This is a genomic window from Haloarcula sp. NS06 (genome assembly GCF_051122755.1).
Lineage (GTDB): Archaea > Halobacteriota > Halobacteria > Halobacteriales > Haloarculaceae > Haloarcula.
The window spans coordinates 109148-127515 of sequence record NZ_CP184842.1 but is presented as its reverse complement, the minus strand read 5'-3'; the positions used below and the strand labels follow the sequence as shown (position 1 = coordinate 127515).

Here is an 18368-nt window from a genome sequence, read left to right as displayed (position 1 = left end):
TCTCCCGAACGCTGTTTCAACCTTTGGTAGACTGCGCTATATCCTCTCGTCTAAATCCTCGATCAACTCAAGAGCAGTATCAAACCTTGAGGCAAGCACACTGATATCTTTCTCTGAAAGACCTTCTCAGGATCATGAACCAGACTATCTCTGAAATTGACTACTTCTTCGATATCGCTGTTCGTCTTTTTGTCGAGGATTTCAAAATGCCTGAGAATATCATATTTGCCCTCCCTCGATAGCTGGTTGATAACGACTTTGCCCTTGACACTGTCGTTCTCACGGAACTCATCGTCAATGATTCTCTGGACGAACAATTCATCTGTATATGTATCAAGAAGCTCTGAAGCAACCGCAAAAAACGCTACTGCAGTATCCACCCGCTCAAAATTCTCCAACTTCCCACTATCGTCCTCATTTATGTCACCGAAGATCTCCTCAAACGACTGGGCCTTCTCAATCGAAGGCTCAAGCTTGTCTGCCCGTCGATGAATCTGAGATCTCATCTCGGCAATATCACCCCTGCTACCAGTCTGCTGATCGCCCATAGTGGATGTACCACTCGTAATAAATAAAATCCATTAGGAGCATCTCCGACTTATTGGATGAACAATGCGGTACGAAGGGTTGATTTTCGGGTGGTCGTCGTATTCCAGAACACCTCTCTGCCCCGTGTCAATAAGGCTCTGGCACAGAGGCTTATATAATATCCCGGAAGCCTATACCCATCGGTTAGTTGCGGGGCTGGTTCGGCATCAAAGGCTGCCCGGCACTTGACTGTTGCATGGGTGGCCTCAGTGCCGGTCGTCAGATCGTCACTGACAGCAAAGGCCGCGGCACCGAATGCCTGGGCGTGGTACTTGGTCTGCCCCTCGACGACAGCGAGGACGACGCGACCGAACGACCACTCGTCGACGGACCCCTCGTCCTCAACTGACGGTTCGACGAGACTTTCTCCCGCACAGAACGGACACTGCACTTCTGCTTCGGGGAGCGGCTTTGAACAGGTCGAACACTGGTTTGAGTTAGCGCCGTCGGGAGTCCGGTAGTTTCCAGGGAGGTCCTCAGTATCCTCGACATCGGCATGCGGGTCTGAGCTAGCGCTTCCGCGGATATCAGCAGGATCGAGATCGGGGTTCTGACCGGTCACACACATGGATGTTCTCGTCTTCATTTATAAACGCCAGCTCACTGCGGTGCCGCAGAAAACACATCGATAGGAGCGGGTGCAAAGAGAGCCAACCCACAGGCTGGAATCACACCAGCGGCAATTCAGCCGCGCAAGAATCGGCGTCTCTATACTCATCGCCACTGCTACGGATTGAAAGGTTGTTTGTTCTACATATGTCTGACAAATGTTTATGTATTGTCTGCTATTCTGCGCGAGTATGGGAGAAACAAGTGGGGTCTCTCTGAACGAATCGTCTGCCGGGTAGCGACAACTACCAACAGCGACGTGACCGAGTTGCCGCCATTGCATGACAGTATTGATCCGAATGCGCTGGAGACAACCGTCGAGAGAATGTCCGACGGTGCCATCTCATTCAGATACGCCGGATACGAGGTAACGGTCGCTCAAGACGGCGCAATCAGTCTCGAAGAACAGCCGACTGGCACTACTGCCTCGGAACTCGCTATGAGCGACGATTGAGCCGGGATTGCCCCATCAGCCGTTGATTCAAGATATCTTTTATCGCGGTATCGCTGTGAGAGCAGAGCTCAAGAACGTTGTAGGCAGTATTACGCGTCAAGCGGCGTGACATCGAAGGTGCGCAGATGCGACCGAAGCCGGGCGTAGGCACCCTCGCCACTCCCGGAGGTCACACAGAACCGGTTCGGCCGAGCAGCGTGAGGGTTGCCACCGTTGTCGATCCAACGCTCCATCGTGAATTCCTGTGCGTCGAGTTCGTCTTCGTCCGCATTGGTTCGAAACACCGCTGCAACCACGGGTGTGCCATGGTTCTTGGCTCGATAAGCGGCCTCGACCGCTTCGTGGTCAGCGTCGAACCGCGTCCAGCCCTCGAATGTCGCCGGCGGGTCCGCAGCGAACGCTTTGATCTCCCGACGTTCTTTCGTCGCTTCGACGGCACTTCGCCACGCCTGCTCGATATCGTCGAACTGGGACTGCTCGATACTCTCTAGAGTCTCCATCTCGAGACAATCACTCGCCCATGCCAGCACAGTTTTGGCCTTCTTCACTCGCTCGTCGGGTTCCCCATTCAAGCAGCCGAAATTCCGCTCTCGGGGCGAGAGCGCGAACGTCATCCGCCGCCAGTAGCCCGGATCGACCGCTCGATCCTCGCCACGGTCGGGTGCCCACTCATTCATGGATTGGCGAATCTCTTCGTGGTGGCCGAGGCCAGTACGATGGCCGCCGGCGGCGAGCACCCGCTCAGCGAGGTCAATCATCCGTTCGGTCCCGTCGGCGGGCACTTCCTCGGGACGGTCGACGTCGACGTAGAAGGGCAAACCCTGTTCCGCGACGAGAACGCGGTCGATATCAGGGCCGATGGGTGCTTCCTCGAGGAAGGTCGGTTCGACTCCGTCCGCTGGCTCAGTGTGCATCTGTAGAATGCCTCCACCCGCTGGAGGCTGCAAAAATCGACGAGCAAGAGAAAAAGAGCGAGTGGCTACGACTCGTCAGGCTGCGTCGGCTGGATCGCCCGCATCCGGTCGCTGTACTCCGCTTCGTACTCGGCGAGCAGTTGTTCAAACTCTTCCAGGGCGTCCGCCGCGGTCTCGCCTTTCGCCTTGATAGTAATTTGGTCCTCGTCTCGGGTGCCTGTTCCCCGTTTGAGTCGGGCTTCAACGCTGGCTCCGATATCTGTTCGTTTGACTCGCTCACCGTCGTCTGAAGCTGTGTCGTCGGTCATGGTTTGATTCGAGAGCGCACTTCGAGTATGCCCCGCATCCATCGGGGGTGCACAAAACTGCGGCTGGGCTATTAGTCGCCGCCGAATGTCAGCAGTATCAATAGCATCATGAAAGGGTCCGTCAGAGACGATTAGTTCGATTCGATGTTGAGCGAGTAGACCTGTTGCCGAGCATCCATCGTCGAGATACGTGCTATGACGATGTCGTTCTCTTCGAGTGTTCTCAGCGCAGATCGAACAGTCCGAATAGGAAGAAGCGTCGACTCCGAAAGCTGTGACTGTGTGAGTTTGCCCTCGTATTCGAGGGTCTTGGCAACCAGTTTTGCACTTGGTGGCAGCTCTTGCAGCTCGGCGGCGTCCGAAGCTGAACAAGAGCTTTCAGTAGGCATTGGTTCGCAGTAGGACCCTCGCTCGTCATAATAGCCGACCGAGTGTGCACACCATATACACAACCGGCTTTAGCTCTGATTCGGTCTACACGAGCGTCAGATGAAACGACTGAAAGGCCGTTACTCGATGTCGTATCGCTCCTCGACGAGCGACCGATAATACACATAATCGTCGGCATCGACATCATCACAGGCATCTGTGGATTTCGCAATCACGCTCGCGAATTCTGAGTCAGGAGTCCACCCCTCAGCCTGTCGAATCGCTTCCCACTCACGAACGGCGGCCTGCTGCCCGTCACGCGTGACGTACAGCACGCGCAATGCTGGCCGCTCTCGGTTCGGTCCAGCGACGGGCGCGTTCGTTTGCCGACTCACTGTCCATTCCAAGAGTAGGCCACCGCGACACTGGATTGCATACAGAGGCTGTTCGTCGTCGCCAATTGGTTCTTCTTGGCCCTTTGTTGCCCAAGACTCGGGCAAAGCCCGGTTCTCGGTCTCGTCTTTCCAGCGCCATTCGAGTGTCGTGCCTGATCGCTGTGTGCTACCCATAGTTGGTCTCTCTCACCCGCTGGAGAGTGCACAAAATCGTGGAGAGGAGCACGTTGAGGGGCTACGTATCGAAGAGTGCGACAAGCCGTTGGTACCACGTTCGAAGCGTCACCGTCGAAATATCTGCGGCTCCGCTAATCACCTGCTGCGTCAACCGTATATCAGCGTCCTCGCCCGCCAGATAGACACTGGCAGCAGCGATGCCGATCGGGCTTCCATTCAGCTTCGCTGACTTACTGGCTGTCGCTGCCAACTGTGTCGCGTGTTGTTGAATAGCCGATGGAATCGAATAGGGCAGCTCTGAGACGATCTTCGGCACCCAGTCTACGGGGAGTTGAACTGGAATCGGAATTTCGAGCTCCGTCTGGAACGTCCGATAGGTCCGCCATGCTTCCTGTTCCGAACACTGAGCCACAGCGGCAACGTCGGCCATCCGGATCACCGTATTGCACCGGCCGGCTGCGTAGACCATCGCCGCCGCGGCACTCTCCAGCGAGTGGCCTGGGAAGAGGTCCGCATCCTGAGCTTCTCCAAGTAGTTTCGCGGCTTGCTCCTGTACCGTCTTGCTCTGGCCCAGCGCGCCGACGAGTCGCCGCACCTCACCCAGTCCGTGCGCTGAAATTCCGTTCGCGCTTGGAGTCGAACTTCGACCGTCCGTGTAGCCGACGCTGGCGTCTCAGCCGTCGACGGCGTCTCGACGAACCATCCACTTCGCTTGGAAACCCCATCTCGGTGGAGAGGCCTCGGTCGTGGCGTGTCACCGTTCGCGGCGCGCCAGTTCGTTTGCGCTCCTCGCGGTCGAACGAGCGCCACTCTGGTCCATGATCGATGGGTGCGTCTTCGACGACGAGCCCACACGACTCACAGTGGGTTTCCTGCTCGGTCTGGACGAGATTGCCATTACATTCGGGGCAGTGTTGTATCGAGACGCCTGACTCGCATCGCTGGAGAGTTTGTGAAGACATTGGAAGACTCCTCACCCACCGTGGGAGGCGTAAAATGAACCGAAGGCGGCTCGCCTACGCATCGGGCAGTCGGCCGTCGGGCCGTGGAACCAACTCAGCTCGAATCTCGATGCCGACCCGTCGAAGGTGCTTACACCGGGACGCGTCGTCCGGGCAACTACAGGTTTCTTCGAGTACATCTACCTCGTAGACGCTGTCTGAGGCCGACTGCACCTCATACCGACCGGGCTTTTGCAAAAACGAAACGTCGATGGCCTCGCGTTTCGCTCGCTTCGTTCGTGGGTCGTCGGCCGGTTTGATTGCGAGCGGGCCGCTGGCTGACTGCGTGATACTGCCCTCGTCGGTTGTGGCCTGTGCGACGCCCCCGTCGGGGACTGCCCGTGTTGGGTCGGCATCGACGTGCAAACCAAATTGGTCGTCGAGGGCATCCTGATTCGCCCACTCGGGAATCGGCCGCTCACCGATGGCGAACGCTACCCGACGGCGATGCTTACACGTGACCGACGGCCGATGCGAATCATCGGGACACTCACAGCGCCCCTCGGCCATATCGACCAGATACTCCGAGCCCGACGAAGAGACGACCAGATATAGACCCGGCGCGTCTCGGACTCGTCCAACCGAATCCAGCACGGTCATTATCTCCGTCAGCGCGGCAACCGTCCGGTCATCCATGCCAGCAGGGTTACTGGTCATCGGCGGCCTCCAGAACAACAACGGTGGTCGTGAGCGATGCTTCACGGGTGGCGATAGCAGTGGACATTGGTACAGGCGAAGAGCATTCTCAGTAGAACGCCCCTCACCCCGTTGGGGCGCACAAAATCGCCGTTGGAGGTATTCAATCAAGAATCGGAGTCGTCCACTAACTGCTCGTAGACGTCTAGATTGACGACGGTCGCAACACCTTCGACATCGGTCAGTCCGTATTCCTCCCGAAGCAGGTCGTGAATATCGTTCGCGATGGCTGTCGCCTCATCACGGATCGCTGGCTCGTCCGAATGAGCTGGAATGTCGTCGGGGCCGATTCCGTGGACTTCGATGAAGAGTCGCTGCTCACTCATCGCCGTCACTCCGCCGGAGTTCACGAGCGCGCAACCGAAGTTTATCCTGGACGTGCGTCCGGTCTTGGTGTTTCGTCTCGTAGGCGAGATATGTCTGAATCGTCTCGATGGAGTCCATACAGCGAATTCCAGCGAGAATCGGCTGGAGCTGATCGCCCGACAGGAGTCGCTCAGGTGGCAGGTCCTCCAGAACCGTGTCGCCGGTATTTCCGCTCATAACCGCATCTCCTGTTGGTCCCACGTAGCGACCGTTTCGGTGATAGCCTCAACGACGTTTCGAACCTGCTGTTGAAGTCGTGCTTGCTCTGAGACGTCGGCGTCTAACTGTGTCCGGAGTGCCAAGATGTCCGGCGTGGTGAGCCAGTCCGACTTCTGAGCGACAATCCGCAGGACCTGTGCTTCGAGGTTGGTCTCCGGAGCCCGTTGCGTTCGAACGGCCGCTGTGACCGACTCGATGGATACCTGTCGATGGTCGAAATACGATCCAAGGAGTTGACGATGACAAGGCTGTTTCTGAGACATCCTCTCACCCGCCAGAGGGACACAAAATTCAGGTAGCTGAGTTGACGACTGAGACAGAAGGACAAATGGAATATAACTTCAAGAGCGCTATCTTAGCTGTTAAGAGACGACAAAACAACTGTTCAGTGAATGTTTGACACTACTCATTACCAGTAGTGAATCGCCACGCGCCAATACAGCCATATAGCCACAAATATACGACAGTATTACGTAGGCACACACCATCGAAACCAACTTTGAGCAATAATATAGATGTCTGAAATCCAAATCTAGGTTTTTGTTACTATATCTGCTCCCCATTACACCAGAGGAGTTATATGAGCCTATCTATTCGTACTTTTTCCTGAACAGCACTTATTTATCCTCAAAAAGTCATATTTCTTATATCACTAGTCACAGTTAGGGATTATACTGCGGTATACTCTCCAGAAGCGGTCGTTATGGAGTATCAGAGCTCTATTTCTGAGTTGAATCAGTCACCAGTCTGCTCAGCCCCTGTCTCGTCGAGAAGGGACCAAACCTGCCGAGACCGGAGCGGGAGTGAGGTGATCTCGATACCAGCCGGCTCGAGGGCGTCATTGACAGCATTAGCAATGGCTGCAGGCGCGCCTTCCGTGCCAACTTCACCAGTCCCTTTCGAGCCTAGTGGAGTTTTCGGTGATGGCGTTTCGATATGTTCGCTCGTCACGTCGGGTGCCTCCTTTGCTGTGGGTACTGCGTAGTTCAAATACGAATCCGACAGAAACGTCCCGTCATCGTCGTATTCGAGTTCTTCGTAGAGCGCTCCTGCGAACCCGTGAAAGATACCACCGATAACTTGACCGTCAACGATCTGTGGGTTGATGACCGTCCCACAATCACTGACCGCGACATAATCGAGTATATCGACTTCACCAGTAGCCGCATCGACTTCGACAGCCACTAACTGGATGCCGTACCCGTAGACTCCCGACGAGTTCATCTTATCATCCGCATCTATCGGCGTTGACTCCGGCATACTGAATGACTGTGTCGTCTGTAGTCCTGGTTCGACGCTGTCTGGCAGTGAAGAGACGTTCCAGTGGGCCGTCCCAGCGATCTGACGGATAAGACCGACTCTCCGTTCGGACCATGGGCGCGGTCGTCGACTATTTCGATTGCCTGTGGCAACTCATCAAGGATATCGGCAGCGATGCGACGCATCTGCTCGGCGATCTCTTCACTCGCCTTCTGTATTGCGCTGTGACACATACTGCCGAATCGCGACGAATAACTACCTGAAGAGACACCCCAGGCCTTCTCGTGGGTATCCATCCCAGCTACGACGCGAATCTGTGTCGGTGAGATGCCCAGTTCGTCTGCGACAATCTGTGTCGTCGTGGTTTCGTGGCCTTGGCCGCTGGGTGCAGAGTCGAGCTCGACCACGACACTCGCGTCCGGCTGAACCTGAATCGACACCATGCTTACTGCACCCGACTTCGGATGCTTTTCAGCCCGTTCCTCCGGCGTAATCGCAGTATCCACGTACCCCATATTTGATCCAGATGGATCGACGACCGCAGAGCATCCGATTCCCACATATCGCCCTTCCTCGCGAGCGTCTGTGCGCTTGTCGAGATACGCTTCGTAGTCGAACAACTCCTTTGCCTTCGCTAATGCGTCAGCGTAGCGGCCACTATCGTACTTCCCGCCTGTCGGGGTTTCGTATGGGAATTCGTCGGGGTCGATGAAATTCCGTTCTCGAAAGCGCGTCGGGTCCATATCGACGGCAGCAGCCATCTGGTCTACGAGTCGTTCGAGTCCGAAGTAGTACTGATGGCAGCCGTAACCTCGATTCAGACCGGTAGGGCATTTGTTCGTCTGTACGGCATAGAAGTTCCCACCAAACGCGTCAAAGTCGTAGGTATTGACGAAATTTCCTATCGGCCGGTACGTGTTTCCTGGCTCGGGAGCGCGGATATATGCCCCAAAGTTATCGTAGAGGTCGACCCAGACGCCGAGGATATCGCCGTCGTCTGAAACAGCCCCACGCATCCGCGTCGTTCTATCGGTATGACAGGCGCTCGCTTTCAGATGTTCTTGCCGACTTTCAATCCATTTGACCGGAACCTCAGCTTGCTTCGATGCGAGTATTAACGCCGCAATGTAGGGATAAATATGCGCCTTGACACCGAAACTTCCCCCGCTATCTGCTGGCACCTTGAACTGGAGGTCGCTCTGTGACATCCCTAGAGCTCTGGCGACGAGCGGGTGCATGGTGAATGGCCCCTGGAAATTCGACCAGACCGTCGCTGTGGCATCCGAATGATCGTATTCCGCGACGGCCCCGTACGTCTCCATTGGTGAACTGGTGTAGCGGGGGAAGTCAAACTCTGATTCGATGACGTGATCGGCCTCCTCAAACGCTTCGTCAAGCGGTCCGTACTCGAGTGTTCGTTCGTTTGCGACATTCCCGCTGTCGTGGAGTTGTGGTGCGTCGGGTTCGCTCGCTTCCAACTCGTCCAGTACCGGATCGAGCAGACTGTAATCGACGGTGATCGACTCCACAGCATCCCGAGCGATATATTTGCTCGACGCAACGACAAGCGCGACAGGCTCGCCGTCATATCTCACCTTATCGACTGCGAGTGGATAATACTCGGGCGGGTCCTGCACGCTAACAGCGAACGGGTCCATCTCATCGACGATGTCGTCACCGGTTAGTACTCGTGTGACTCCGTCCAACTGCTGTGCAGCCGAGATATCGACGTGTTCGATCTCTGCATGGGCATGAGGTGACCGGAGAAACGCGACGTGATGTAGGTCCGTAGTAGGCTCGAAATCATCCATATATTTCCCCTCACCGCGGACGAGTCGGTCGTCTTCCCGGCGAGGGAAGCTCGTCCCGACCGTTTTCGATTCGTCTGTTTCTTCAGATTCCTTGTGTCCGATGGGACTACTCATCACAGAGGTCCTCCGCAGATTTCGTCGCTATGTCGGTCTGTGGGTAGTCGATTTGCTCAATGCACTCCCCACCGCAACATGCGTCTGAATTCCCGCCGTCGGGTACAGGCTGTGATTCGCCGGTTTCGAGCGCAGCAGATGCCCATTCGATGCTATCCACTATTGAATTGTATCCCGTGCATCGACAGATGTTTCCCGAAATAGCAGCCTTGATCTCCGCCCGACTCGGGTCATCATTTTCTTCGAGCAATGCGTGCGCTGTCATCAGAAACCCCGGTGTACAGAACCCACACTGGAGTCCGTGATTCTGTTTGAAACCCATTTGCAGCGGATGGAGCGTCGTCCCTTCTTGAGTCTGGACAGCGTTATTCTGTTCAGCTGCGATCTCCGCTAACCCTTCGACAGTAGTGATTTCTGCCCCGTCCATCTGCACGGCGTAGAGCAAACATGATTTCTTCGGGACACCATCGTGCAGAATCGTACAGGCCCCGCATTTCCCGACTACGCATCCTTGATGCGTGCCGGTGAGTCCTAGCTCCTCGCGAAGGAAGTGGACCAGTAGTCGTCGGTCTTCCGTTTCTTTTGTGTACTCTTCCCCGTTGACCGTCAGAGACACCGTTGTCGTTGGAGTGGACTCGAGTTTTGTCATAGTTGTTCCGTGGCGCGTTCGTACGCTGTTTGTAGGGCTTTCTCGGTGAATTCGCCAGCCATAGCTTTCTTGTACGCTCCTTCAGGATCAGCCGCTTTTGGCGTTACAGTCTCTTTTGCGATAGTCGAAGCTTCGCTGAGCGCGTCCGCTGTGAGCGTCGTTCCTTCGATTGCGGTTTCAGCGTCAGTCGGTCGTTCGAGGGGGCCGACCGAGCCAATACTCAGCTTTGTCTCAACGACGACTCCTGTGGTATCGACAGCGACGACTGCAGCGACACCTACGGTAGCGTAGTCGCTGGAACGTTCAGAGTGTTTCCTGTAGGTGCTACCGACCGCTGCAGTCTCCTTTGGTGTGATAGTCGTAAGCTTCGGAACACACCCCTTAGTGATTAGCTCGTCATCAGCAATATCGACTGTGAACCCCTCGAGGTAAAATTCATCAAACGACACAGTCCGCTTTCCGTCCGGACCGACTAACTCGAGATCGGGGTTTACAGCTTTGAGTACGGGCAAATAATCGGCGTTCGGATCCGCCAAGGCGGTGGCACCACCGAATGTCCCTTGGTTACGAACGACAGCGTCGGCTATCTGGCCTGCACACTCACTAAACAAGTACGTGTTCTCGCTGATCAGTGTCGATTCTGCCACTTCGCTGTGACGGGCGAGTGCACCGATATCGACCGTCGAGTCGGTTTCAGAGATACGCGTTAGCTCCTCTATCCCATTGATATCTATGAGTTGGTCTGGTGATCTTGCTCGCTTTTTTTGCAGCTGTACAAGACTTTGCCCGCCTGCAATTAGTTCCGCGTGGTCATGCGTTTTCAGAGCGGCGACCGCGTCGTCGACGCTCTCAGCATCGATGTAGTTGAACTTGCTCGGATACATCAGGGATCGTTCGTGCAACTGAGTTACACACTACCGTGTGATAGACCTGCATATTTATTTCTTGCCTTTCCCGATCTCGATTGTATGTTAATGGACTGGATTTCGTCGATAGACGGACACCTAATAGTTTAATTGCCACGTTGGGCTTGACCTGCATCGGTCCGATCATGTATCGGACCATTCTGATTCGTGAGATGCCGGGGACATCGGTCATTATGGATAGCAAGGAGTTCGGCAATGATACTGTGAGCGATCTGATACGGGGTTTCACTTCCAAGATTGAGACCTGCTGGTGTGAATACCCGCTCAAGTTCGTCCTTTCGAAATGTCCGACCTTCTTCGGCGAACGCCGATCGCATCTCCTCGAACCGTTCTCGTGGCCCCATTAATCCGATATAAGACGATTGGGTTTTGAGTAATTCGTTAAGTGCCAAGCGGTCGTCAATGAAGTTATGAGTCATTACAACGACATAAGTGTCAGTATCGAAGTCGTGCACCTCGCGAAGTGAATCAGGGGATGTGGATCGAATCGCGTCTGCATGAGGGAATCGTTCGCTGGTCGCTGTAGCCCCGCGAAATCCGATGACAATTACTCGAAATCCATTTCGTTTTCCGAGTTCAGTGACCGGGCGGATATCTCGCCCAGTTCCAAGAACCACGAGTTCGGGGGGCGGTGCGATGCCGTCGAGGAATATCTCGACTTCGCCGGCTCCCGTCCTGACCGTTATCGTTCTGGCGTTACCGTCTCGTGCAGATTGGGTTGCTGTATCACTAATTTCTGGTAATAGCTCATCTGGCCACTGATCTGAGTGATTCCAGCCATCGTCGTGTAGATAATAGGCTCGAGTCCCCAACGGTACGGCTGTGTTCTCGCTCTCTACGACAGTACAGACTGCCACAGAGTTGCCAGCCGCTACTGCGTCAGTGACTGTCTGATAATGAGGCTCGATCGGTTCGAGCAATACGTCGATAACGCCATTACATCCGACACCCAGCCCCCAGACGTCTCCATCCCCGCGTAGGTCGTATGTCTCGATGCGTGCGGTTCCGTCAGCGAGTACGTCACGCGCGAGAGCTGTGACCTCGTCTTCGAGACAGTCCGCGGTAATCGAACCAACGCTATCTCCTTCTGGTGGGATAACCATCTTCGCTCCGGGTCGGCGATAAGCACTCCCCTCGACGCCGACGATAGTCGCCAGCATGGCAGAGGAGTCGTGCCTAAGGTACTGATGGGCACTTTCGATTACATCTGTCTCTGGAGCTCCCCAGTCAGTATCGGCCATAAAAAAGAGTCAGTAGTCGAATATAAAAATGCTTTGGCTACAGTAGCACTTCTCGGTGCTGTCGCAGGCAAAGATACTTCGTTGATCTTCTGATGTCTTACTGTCCGTCGTCCTGAAAGCCGAAGAAGCGACGGGCATTTCGATGGTAGACAGCGGACGTCTGCTCGCCGAATACTTCGTGGATTCCACGAAAAGCAGCTCTGTACGGCTGGGGACGAATAGGATAGTCCGTCCCAAACATGACCTTATCACCGTAGTTGGCGAGGCGATTCATGGAGATATCGTCCGGTCGGCGTCCGATGCGCTCCCAGGTTTCCTCGCCGAGTGCAACCGACGTATCAAAATATATTGTGTACCGATCCGCCAAATCAAAGAACGAGTCGGATTCAAACAAACCGAGGTGTGGTACACAGACACGGAGCGCTGGAAATCGCCGCAAGACCCGGCCTAGAGGTGCTGCACCGAGCGTTGAGTCGCCACGGTAGAATGGATGCGTTGAGGCATGAATCACGAGTGGCGCATCGCGTGCGACGAGCGCTTCGTACACCGGATCAAGGCGGGCATCATCCGCTGAGAATCCCTGTACCGGACAGTGTAGCTTGACACCCTGTAGCCCACGCTCGAAGAGGTCGGTGACGATTCGCTCGGGGTCGCTATCACCTGCGTGAACGGTTCCCAATCCGATTGCTGAGTCGAGACGCAACTGCCAGTCCGCAGCGAATTCATTCAACGAGGCAGAGATGTCCGGCTGATGGGCGTAGGGAAAAAAGACGAATCCATCTGTCCGTTGACTCGCTCGCTCGGCAACAGCTTCCGCAGAGAGCTTCGGTATTGCCCACCCGGCTTCACTTTCGAACCAATCACTGACAGCGTCTAAAATCTTAGTCGGCATTATGTGGACGTGCGCATCGATAACGGGACAATCCGGAACGTCGTCGCCTTCACGAGGACTGACGGACGAAGCCGAGCCCATGCTATTACTGTTCGAGGTCATCAGTGTCACTCACATTCGCGGGGGGCCGGTTTGAATGTTTAGCTGTAGCAGTAGAGGACAGACTCGATAAGAAGTGGTGTTACAGACCAACGGTTGTAACACCTCCATATTTTCTGCTGGAAGCCAACCACAGTAGTTGCGGTACTGCTCAGATTTCGGTAACGCGGTGATAAGTCTCGTCAAGTGCTTGTGCATCTTCGGGGAGCAAGGCCACGACCAGAAAATCGGTGTATTCCTCGAAATAAGAGACAAGAGTGGCGATACGGTCGGAGTCGATTGCTTCCAGTGAGTCGAGCAATATGAACGGTACAACGTTGTGGATATCGTGAGCAAGATAGCCTGCGAGCGCAAAGACCAGCCCAGTTACCTCACGCTCCGACTCGCTGAGATGATCGATAGTGTCCTCGTAGGCCGCCCCGTCGTCGGTAGTTCGAACTACATGCAGTTCGAACTCGGCATTCGATGCCGACTGTGGGCCCCCGCTTGTCGTCTCCCGTCGTTCAATCCATATTCGATCGATATTTCCATAATCGAGCCGGTCGATGAGTTGATCCATGTGCTCGTTGAAGGCTGCTACTGCGTCTGTTTCCAACTCTTCGATTCTGTTACGGAGGTTAGTGAGGCGTTCGCGAACCGACTCACGCTCGTCTTCGATCTCCGAGATCGAGTCGACATCGGCTTCTATCCTATCAATCTCGGCTGCTAGGGACTCGCACTCGTCTTCAAGGCGCTCAATCGTCAGTGTCAGTTCGTTCTCGCGCTTGTTTAGTTCAAGTAACTGGTCATCGTTGTCGGGTTCGCTATCCGCGACTTCGCGTTCGAGTTCGGCTACCCGGTCACTGACGCTGTCTCGCTGCTGATGAAGGGTTTCGATTCGCTCTGACTGCTGGTCAAGTCTATCATCAATCTGCTCTAATTGTTGTTCAATCTGTTCGCGACGCTGTTGTTGCTGTTCCATCTCACGTTTGCGCTCTCTAAGGTCATCAAGCTCATCCGAGATCTCGGACCGTTCGGCTAACTTCTCCTTCCGGAGCGCTCGCAACTCTTCTAGCGTCGCCTCGATTTCCGTCCGTTCGACCGTCGAGCTACAGGTCCAACAGACGAGGTTCGAGTCCCCAAGGAGCTTATCAGTCACATTCTCGTCAGCGGGCAGTAGCGCTTCCCGAAGCTCTGATTCGGCGTCGTCCATAATCTCTTCGTTGAACTGGACGATATTTTGCAGACGATCCAGTAACGAGCCCAGGGCGCGCCGTCGCTCCTGTAACTCACCAATTCGACGACCGAGGTCGCTTATCTTCTCAACAGTGGTCTGGATGTTCGCCCGCTCCTCACGGAGTTCTGTCCGCTCTGATTTCAGCGCGTCCCGCTGCTCCTTCTCGGATTCGAGTTCGCGTTTGGTTTCTTCGAGGTCTTGTTTCGCCTCTTTCAATTGAGTGAGTTTCTCGGAATGGAGCTCACGCTCGGCTTGCCGTTCTTCTATTCCAATATCTAGATCCTCAATATCATTCCGAACGGCCTCACGTTCGCTGCGGGCTTCTGCAAGGTCCTCAGCGATTGCATTGTGTTTAGAACGTAAGTCTGGGAGCTTCTCTCTTCGCGATCGGAGCGTCTCGAGTTGGTCGTCGAGTTCGTCCTTTTGTCGCTCGGCTTCGATAATTTTCCGTTCGATCTCTGCCGTATCAACGGGGCGCATGATGACATCGTAGAGATTCTCTCCCCGGGCGACAGTTTGCCGGGCATCGTTGGACTCGAGTAAGAACGCGAAGAGATCGGCTGGTGTCGAGTCAGCCAGATACGGGTCGCCGCTGAGTGTGGTCGTCCTACCGGACCGCTTGATACGTCGTGTGTACGTCTCCTCTCCTATTGTCAGTTCGACGTACCCTTCGTCAGCGTCGCCCTTCAGTGGAACTTGGTCGCTGCCCAATGCTGCCATGATAGCTTTCAAGAGAGATGTCCGATTTGTTGCGTTTCGCCCCTCAGAACCGTCACGCCGGGTGAGAGTTTCGACGGTCGTCTGATCGATACCGCCTATCCGTTTTACCGTAAGTTCGGCCCCAACTTCGACCGGCGATTCAGTTTTCATATCGATGTATAGCGGGTAGGTGTGGAAAACTCTAACTATCACATAGACGATGTTCGTTTGACTACACCGTTATCGGCAGTTACAACCTCCATTGTCTAATATGTCCGTAACGTCGTGTAACGTACCGCAGTGCTCACAGATAACTCTGAAATTAATCAGGACCTCGTACTCGTCGAGTTCCAGTTTTCCGCCATCTCGAAGCCGACCGACCGAATCATTGACGATGTCTTCAGCTCGATGTTGAACTGCGTGTATTCGGTCCAGTTCTTTCTCGATAGAAATCGTATTTTTGCTTTTATTTGCATCGAGGCAGTTTCGAAGGTGTCGGTACATGGTCTGATGTGATAGGAATCGTGATTCTAATCTGTCGACATCTATCCCTTCGTCTTCGAGCGTCGAACGAGCCTGCATTCTGACGGCCTTCAGTCGGTCACCATCCGTGAGTAGTTCGTATAGGTTCTCAACACGACCCTCGACCAATGTTACGTCTGCGGTGCGTAACTCGGCGCGCAAGAGTTGCTGGTTGAAATAGTCGGTTAGTGTACGGACACTTTCGCTCTCACCTGCTTTTCCTGTCCAGCGTGCTACTAGATTTTCATTGATGTCTGTAAGGTCGTACTCGCGACTTAGGGTTCCTACTTTACAGCTACACTCTGATTCCGTCGGAGACTCCGTCTGGGTCATACAATCATGTTACAAACGTATGTTAGTAACTCTTTCGTAAATCGGTTGGTACTGTCAGGTGGGAGCCGGCTACGAACTCAAGAGAGCCCAAGCCACCACTCAAGACTCGAATTTTACGGACTTAATCCCCAGAATACGTTAAAATAAAAGATGACTGATCGACCACGACCAATGCCAACCTTTATCATATGTGAATTAACATTAGGAAACGAGCCATGTCAAAGTGGTCGTTAGCAAACACTGTAGAGAGAGGTCCAGGCTTCCGAGAGGGCATCAGCGATCTCGGAAAACACTTCGGCATCAGTCAGGTCGGTTCAGGACTCACAGCCGCAATATTCGGGACTACTGGTCCAGCACTTATCATACTCAACGCCGCAAACGAAGGCGGCTTAACCACCGCGCAGGCGGTGTCGTGGTTGTTCGCAATCTACGTCCTCGGGGGTGTGATTACCATGGGGATGGCCTTGTACTACAAACAACCCATTATGGGCGCATGGACTATTCCCGGCGCGGTAATGGTAGGAGTCGTTCTGGCTGATTTCAGTCTCGCCCAAGCAGCCGGCGCGTACCTCGTCTCGGGGATATTGGTATTCCTGATTGGGATTTCGGGGACGTTTCGCCAGATAGTCGATTTCCTGCCGCGACCGATCATCATGGCGATGATCGCGGGCGTCCTTATTGAGTTCACTATCGGTATTATTACTGCTGTCTCGAACGCCCCATTTATTGCGGGAATCGGTCTCCTCGGGTATCTGTTGTTCTATCGGTTTGTCCCGAAAGTCCCGGGTATTGTCGGTGCTATCGTTCTAGGTTCTGTAGCCGCAATTTGGCAGGGAGTGACGGCTTTTTCCGATATCTCTCTTTCGCTCGCTCAGCCGATGCTACGTTACGCCAGTGATCACGCTCGACTCCATCGTCACTATCGCTATTCCGCTGACAGTAATGGTCATCGGAGCCGAAAACATGCAAGCTATCGGTGTCTTACAGGCAGAGGATTACGACGCACCGATTAACTCGATGTTAGTGTTCAGTGGGCTCGGCGGTATCGTAGCGAGTCTCATGGGCGGTCACAACGCGAACATTGCAGGACCGATGACAGCGATTACGAGTAGCGACGAATCTGGAGCCGAAAAGGAAGGACGCTACGTTGCATCCGTAATTGGAGGCCTCCTCTTTGGTGCGTTTGGCTTCATCGCCGCGGCGGCAACGTCAATCGTCAACGCTGTTCCGGGAACTCTCATATCTCTGCTCGCGGGTGTTGCCATGATAAGTGTCCTAATCAGTGCGTTCGAAGAGTCGTGGGCCACCTCAGAAAAGTACCGATACGGCGCCTTCTTTGCGCTCATCATCGGTATGTCCGGAATTTCGATTTTCGACATCGGTGCGCCCTTTTGGTCGCTCGTTGGCGGCGTCGCCGTTTCACTTGTCATGGAAGCGGACGACTGGGAGTTTACCGGGGACGAACAGCCTGTCTCGGAGGAGGGAACGCCAACTGTTGATGACTGACGGCCGCAAGGGGACCGACCAGTAACTATAAGAATTGCCATGACACACCCGATAGCATGGGACAGAGTCAGCCCGACCCCATAGACCATCTTGTATCGGGTGCTGTCGACACGCACATGCATACCGCTCCAGGAGCATTCCCCCGCCAAGACACGGATTTCTCGGCGGCGCGAAAGGCAAAAGAACACGATATGCGGGCCATCGTCACGAAGAATCATCACTTCGAAACGGCCTCCCGCGCGAAGAATGTCAGGGACGAACTGGGATTCGATTTACTGGGAGGAATCACCCTCAATGAGTGGGTCGGTGGGTTAAATCATCACGCGGTCGACGGCATAGCGAACTTCGACGCAGATATCGTCTGGATGCCCTCAATTACGTCTGCCCATCACTTGGAGAACGCAGCAGTTCAAATGTTTGAGACCGAAGAGGAAGCAAAAGGCGGAATTACTGTCCTCAATGAGGACGGAAACCTGACTGAGCCAACTCTCGATGTCCTAGATAGTATTGCCGAACACGGGTTCGTCATCGGACTCTCTCACCTGAGCCCGGAAGAGGCTATTGCGCTCGTAGACGCGGCCACGGATAGAGGCGTCGAGGAGTTCCTCGTTCAGCACCCACACGCGAACTTCCTGAACTACAGCCACGAACAGATGCAGACTATCACTGATCTGGGTGCAACACTGGAGTTTCATTACATCTGCACAACCGAAATGATGGGTAACGCTGCGACCGTCGGAGACTTCGTTTCTGCTGTCGACGCCGTGGGACCAGAAAATGCTGTAATGGCAACTGATGGCGGTGCAACGGCGAACCCACCTGCAATGGAGCAGTTCAAACAATTCATTCGTGACATGCTAGCAGAAGGAGTTCCCGAGTCGGATATTCGGACTATGACTACCGAGAACCCGAAGCGGATCTTCGACCTAGTATTGAGCCCGCCACCGTCTTTGTACCCTGCGGACCGATATCTATTTACAAGAAGCGCGGAATTGTGTTGATGG

At 54.5% G+C, this 18368-nt stretch carries 24 protein-coding genes; 4 read left to right on the top strand and 20 right to left on the bottom strand.

Annotation, left to right across the window (positions count from 1 at the left end):
- Positions 1–62: 62 nt before the first annotated feature.
- Both ACODNH_RS01615 and ACODNH_RS01610 read right to left on the bottom strand, forming a co-directional pair.
- Positions 63–548 carry a hypothetical protein gene (locus ACODNH_RS01615; protein WP_434530210.1) on the bottom strand — a complete coding sequence of 162 codons (486 nt, stop codon included), beginning with the start codon at positions 546–548 and terminating at the stop codon, positions 63–65.
- Positions 549–598: 50 nt separating this feature from the next.
- Positions 599–1150 carry a hypothetical protein gene (locus ACODNH_RS01610; protein WP_434530209.1) on the bottom strand — a complete coding sequence of 184 codons (552 nt, stop codon included), beginning with the start codon at positions 1148–1150 and terminating at the stop codon, positions 599–601.
- A gap of 171 nt (positions 1151–1321) precedes the next feature.
- Here ACODNH_RS01610 and ACODNH_RS01605 point away from each other — a divergent pair, with 171 nt between their 5' ends.
- On the top strand, positions 1322–1651 hold the full coding sequence (locus tag ACODNH_RS01605) for a HalOD1 output domain-containing protein (protein ID WP_434530208.1): 330 nt from the start codon (positions 1322–1324) through the stop codon (positions 1649–1651).
- Between the two features lie 89 nt (positions 1652–1740).
- Here the strand turns inward: ACODNH_RS01605 and ACODNH_RS01600 are convergent, their stop codons facing one another.
- The 18 genes from ACODNH_RS01600 to rdfA all read right to left on the bottom strand — a co-directional run bounded on the left by ACODNH_RS01600 (position 1741) and on the right by rdfA (position 15858).
- Positions 1741–2565 carry a hypothetical protein gene (locus ACODNH_RS01600; protein WP_434530207.1) on the bottom strand — a complete coding sequence of 275 codons (825 nt, stop codon included), beginning with the start codon at positions 2563–2565 and terminating at the stop codon, positions 1741–1743.
- 65 nt (positions 2566–2630) lie between these two features.
- Positions 2631–2873, bottom strand: a complete 243-nt coding sequence (locus ACODNH_RS01595) for a DUF7389 domain-containing protein (protein WP_434530206.1) — start codon at positions 2871–2873, stop codon at positions 2631–2633.
- 131 nt (positions 2874–3004) lie between these two features.
- Positions 3005–3262: a winged helix-turn-helix transcriptional regulator gene (locus tag ACODNH_RS01590; protein ID WP_434530205.1), complete on the bottom strand. Its 258-nt coding sequence runs from the start codon at positions 3260–3262 to the stop codon at positions 3005–3007.
- A 120-nt stretch (positions 3263–3382) separates the two neighbouring features.
- Positions 3383–3811, bottom strand: a complete 429-nt coding sequence (locus tag ACODNH_RS01585; protein ID WP_434530204.1) for a hypothetical protein — start codon at positions 3809–3811, stop codon at positions 3383–3385.
- A gap of 61 nt (positions 3812–3872) precedes the next feature.
- Complete coding sequence (locus tag ACODNH_RS01580) at positions 3873–4409, bottom strand: hypothetical protein (RefSeq protein WP_434530203.1); 537 nt, start codon at positions 4407–4409, stop codon at positions 3873–3875.
- Between the two features lies 1 nt (position 4410).
- Positions 4411–4776, bottom strand: a complete 366-nt coding sequence (locus tag ACODNH_RS01575; protein WP_434530202.1) for a TFIIB-type zinc ribbon-containing protein — start codon at positions 4774–4776, stop codon at positions 4411–4413.
- A 54-nt stretch (positions 4777–4830) separates the two neighbouring features.
- Positions 4831–5472 carry an SWIM zinc finger family protein gene (locus tag ACODNH_RS01570; protein WP_434530201.1) on the bottom strand — a complete coding sequence of 214 codons (642 nt, stop codon included), beginning with the start codon at positions 5470–5472 and terminating at the stop codon, positions 4831–4833.
- Positions 5473–5618: 146 nt separating this feature from the next.
- Positions 5619–5837 (bottom strand): hypothetical protein, encoded by a 219-nt coding sequence (locus ACODNH_RS01565; RefSeq protein ID WP_434530200.1) that lies wholly within the window; start codon positions 5835–5837, stop codon positions 5619–5621.
- Complete coding sequence (locus ACODNH_RS01560; protein WP_434530199.1) at positions 5830–6054, bottom strand: hypothetical protein; 225 nt, start codon at positions 6052–6054, stop codon at positions 5830–5832. Before ACODNH_RS01560 ends, ACODNH_RS01565 begins: the two co-directional genes overlap by 8 nt.
- Positions 6051–6359 carry a hypothetical protein gene (locus ACODNH_RS01555; RefSeq protein ID WP_434530198.1) on the bottom strand — a complete coding sequence of 103 codons (309 nt, stop codon included), beginning with the start codon at positions 6357–6359 and terminating at the stop codon, positions 6051–6053. Before ACODNH_RS01555 ends, ACODNH_RS01560 begins: the two co-directional genes overlap by 4 nt.
- 472 nt (positions 6360–6831) lie before the next feature.
- Positions 6832–7404 carry a xanthine dehydrogenase family protein molybdopterin-binding subunit gene (locus ACODNH_RS01550; protein ID WP_434530226.1) on the bottom strand — a complete coding sequence of 191 codons (573 nt, stop codon included), beginning with the start codon at positions 7402–7404 and terminating at the stop codon, positions 6832–6834.
- Positions 7335–9281, bottom strand: coding sequence for a xanthine dehydrogenase family protein molybdopterin-binding subunit (locus tag ACODNH_RS01545; protein ID WP_434530197.1), 1947 nt, complete (start codon positions 9279–9281; stop codon positions 7335–7337). Before ACODNH_RS01545 ends, ACODNH_RS01550 begins: the two co-directional genes overlap by 70 nt.
- On the bottom strand, positions 9274–9930 hold the full coding sequence (locus tag ACODNH_RS01540; RefSeq protein WP_434530196.1) for a (2Fe-2S)-binding protein: 657 nt from the start codon (positions 9928–9930) through the stop codon (positions 9274–9276). Before ACODNH_RS01540 ends, ACODNH_RS01545 begins: the two co-directional genes overlap by 8 nt.
- Positions 9927–10814, bottom strand: coding sequence for an FAD binding domain-containing protein (locus ACODNH_RS01535; protein ID WP_434530195.1), 888 nt, complete (start codon positions 10812–10814; stop codon positions 9927–9929). Before ACODNH_RS01535 ends, ACODNH_RS01540 begins: the two co-directional genes overlap by 4 nt.
- Positions 10815–10942: 128 nt before the next feature.
- The gene (locus ACODNH_RS01530) at positions 10943–12097 is read right to left on the bottom strand and encodes an XdhC family protein (protein ID WP_434530194.1); all 1155 of its coding nucleotides are present in this window, start codon (positions 12095–12097) and stop codon (positions 10943–10945) included.
- A 97-nt stretch (positions 12098–12194) separates the two neighbouring features.
- Positions 12195–13091 (bottom strand): amidohydrolase family protein, encoded by an 897-nt coding sequence (locus tag ACODNH_RS01525; RefSeq protein ID WP_434530193.1) that lies wholly within the window; start codon positions 13089–13091, stop codon positions 12195–12197.
- Between the two features lie 148 nt (positions 13092–13239).
- Positions 13240–15174, bottom strand: coding sequence for an archaea-specific SMC-related protein (locus tag ACODNH_RS01520; protein ID WP_434530192.1), 1935 nt, complete (start codon positions 15172–15174; stop codon positions 13240–13242).
- Between the two features lie 69 nt (positions 15175–15243).
- On the bottom strand, positions 15244–15858 hold the full coding sequence (rdfA, locus tag ACODNH_RS01515) for a rod-determining factor RdfA (protein WP_434530191.1): 615 nt from the start codon (positions 15856–15858) through the stop codon (positions 15244–15246).
- Positions 15859–16073: 215 nt separating this feature from the next.
- Here rdfA and ACODNH_RS01510 point away from each other — a divergent pair, with 215 nt between their 5' ends.
- From ACODNH_RS01510 to ACODNH_RS01500, 3 genes are read left to right on the top strand one after another with little or no spacing between them, the layout of a single operon-like run.
- Positions 16074–16871 carry a benzoate/H(+) symporter BenE family transporter gene (locus tag ACODNH_RS01510; RefSeq protein WP_434530190.1) on the top strand — a complete coding sequence of 266 codons (798 nt, stop codon included), beginning with the start codon at positions 16074–16076 and terminating at the stop codon, positions 16869–16871.
- Positions 16801–17364 carry a benzoate/H(+) symporter BenE family transporter gene (locus tag ACODNH_RS01505; RefSeq protein WP_434530189.1) on the top strand — a complete coding sequence of 188 codons (564 nt, stop codon included), beginning with the start codon at positions 16801–16803 and terminating at the stop codon, positions 17362–17364. Before ACODNH_RS01510 ends, ACODNH_RS01505 begins: the two co-directional genes overlap by 71 nt.
- Before the next feature lie 56 nt (positions 17365–17420).
- Positions 17421–18365, top strand: coding sequence for a DUF6282 family protein (locus ACODNH_RS01500; RefSeq protein WP_434530188.1), 945 nt, complete (start codon positions 17421–17423; stop codon positions 18363–18365).
- Positions 18366–18368: the final 3 nt, after the last annotated feature.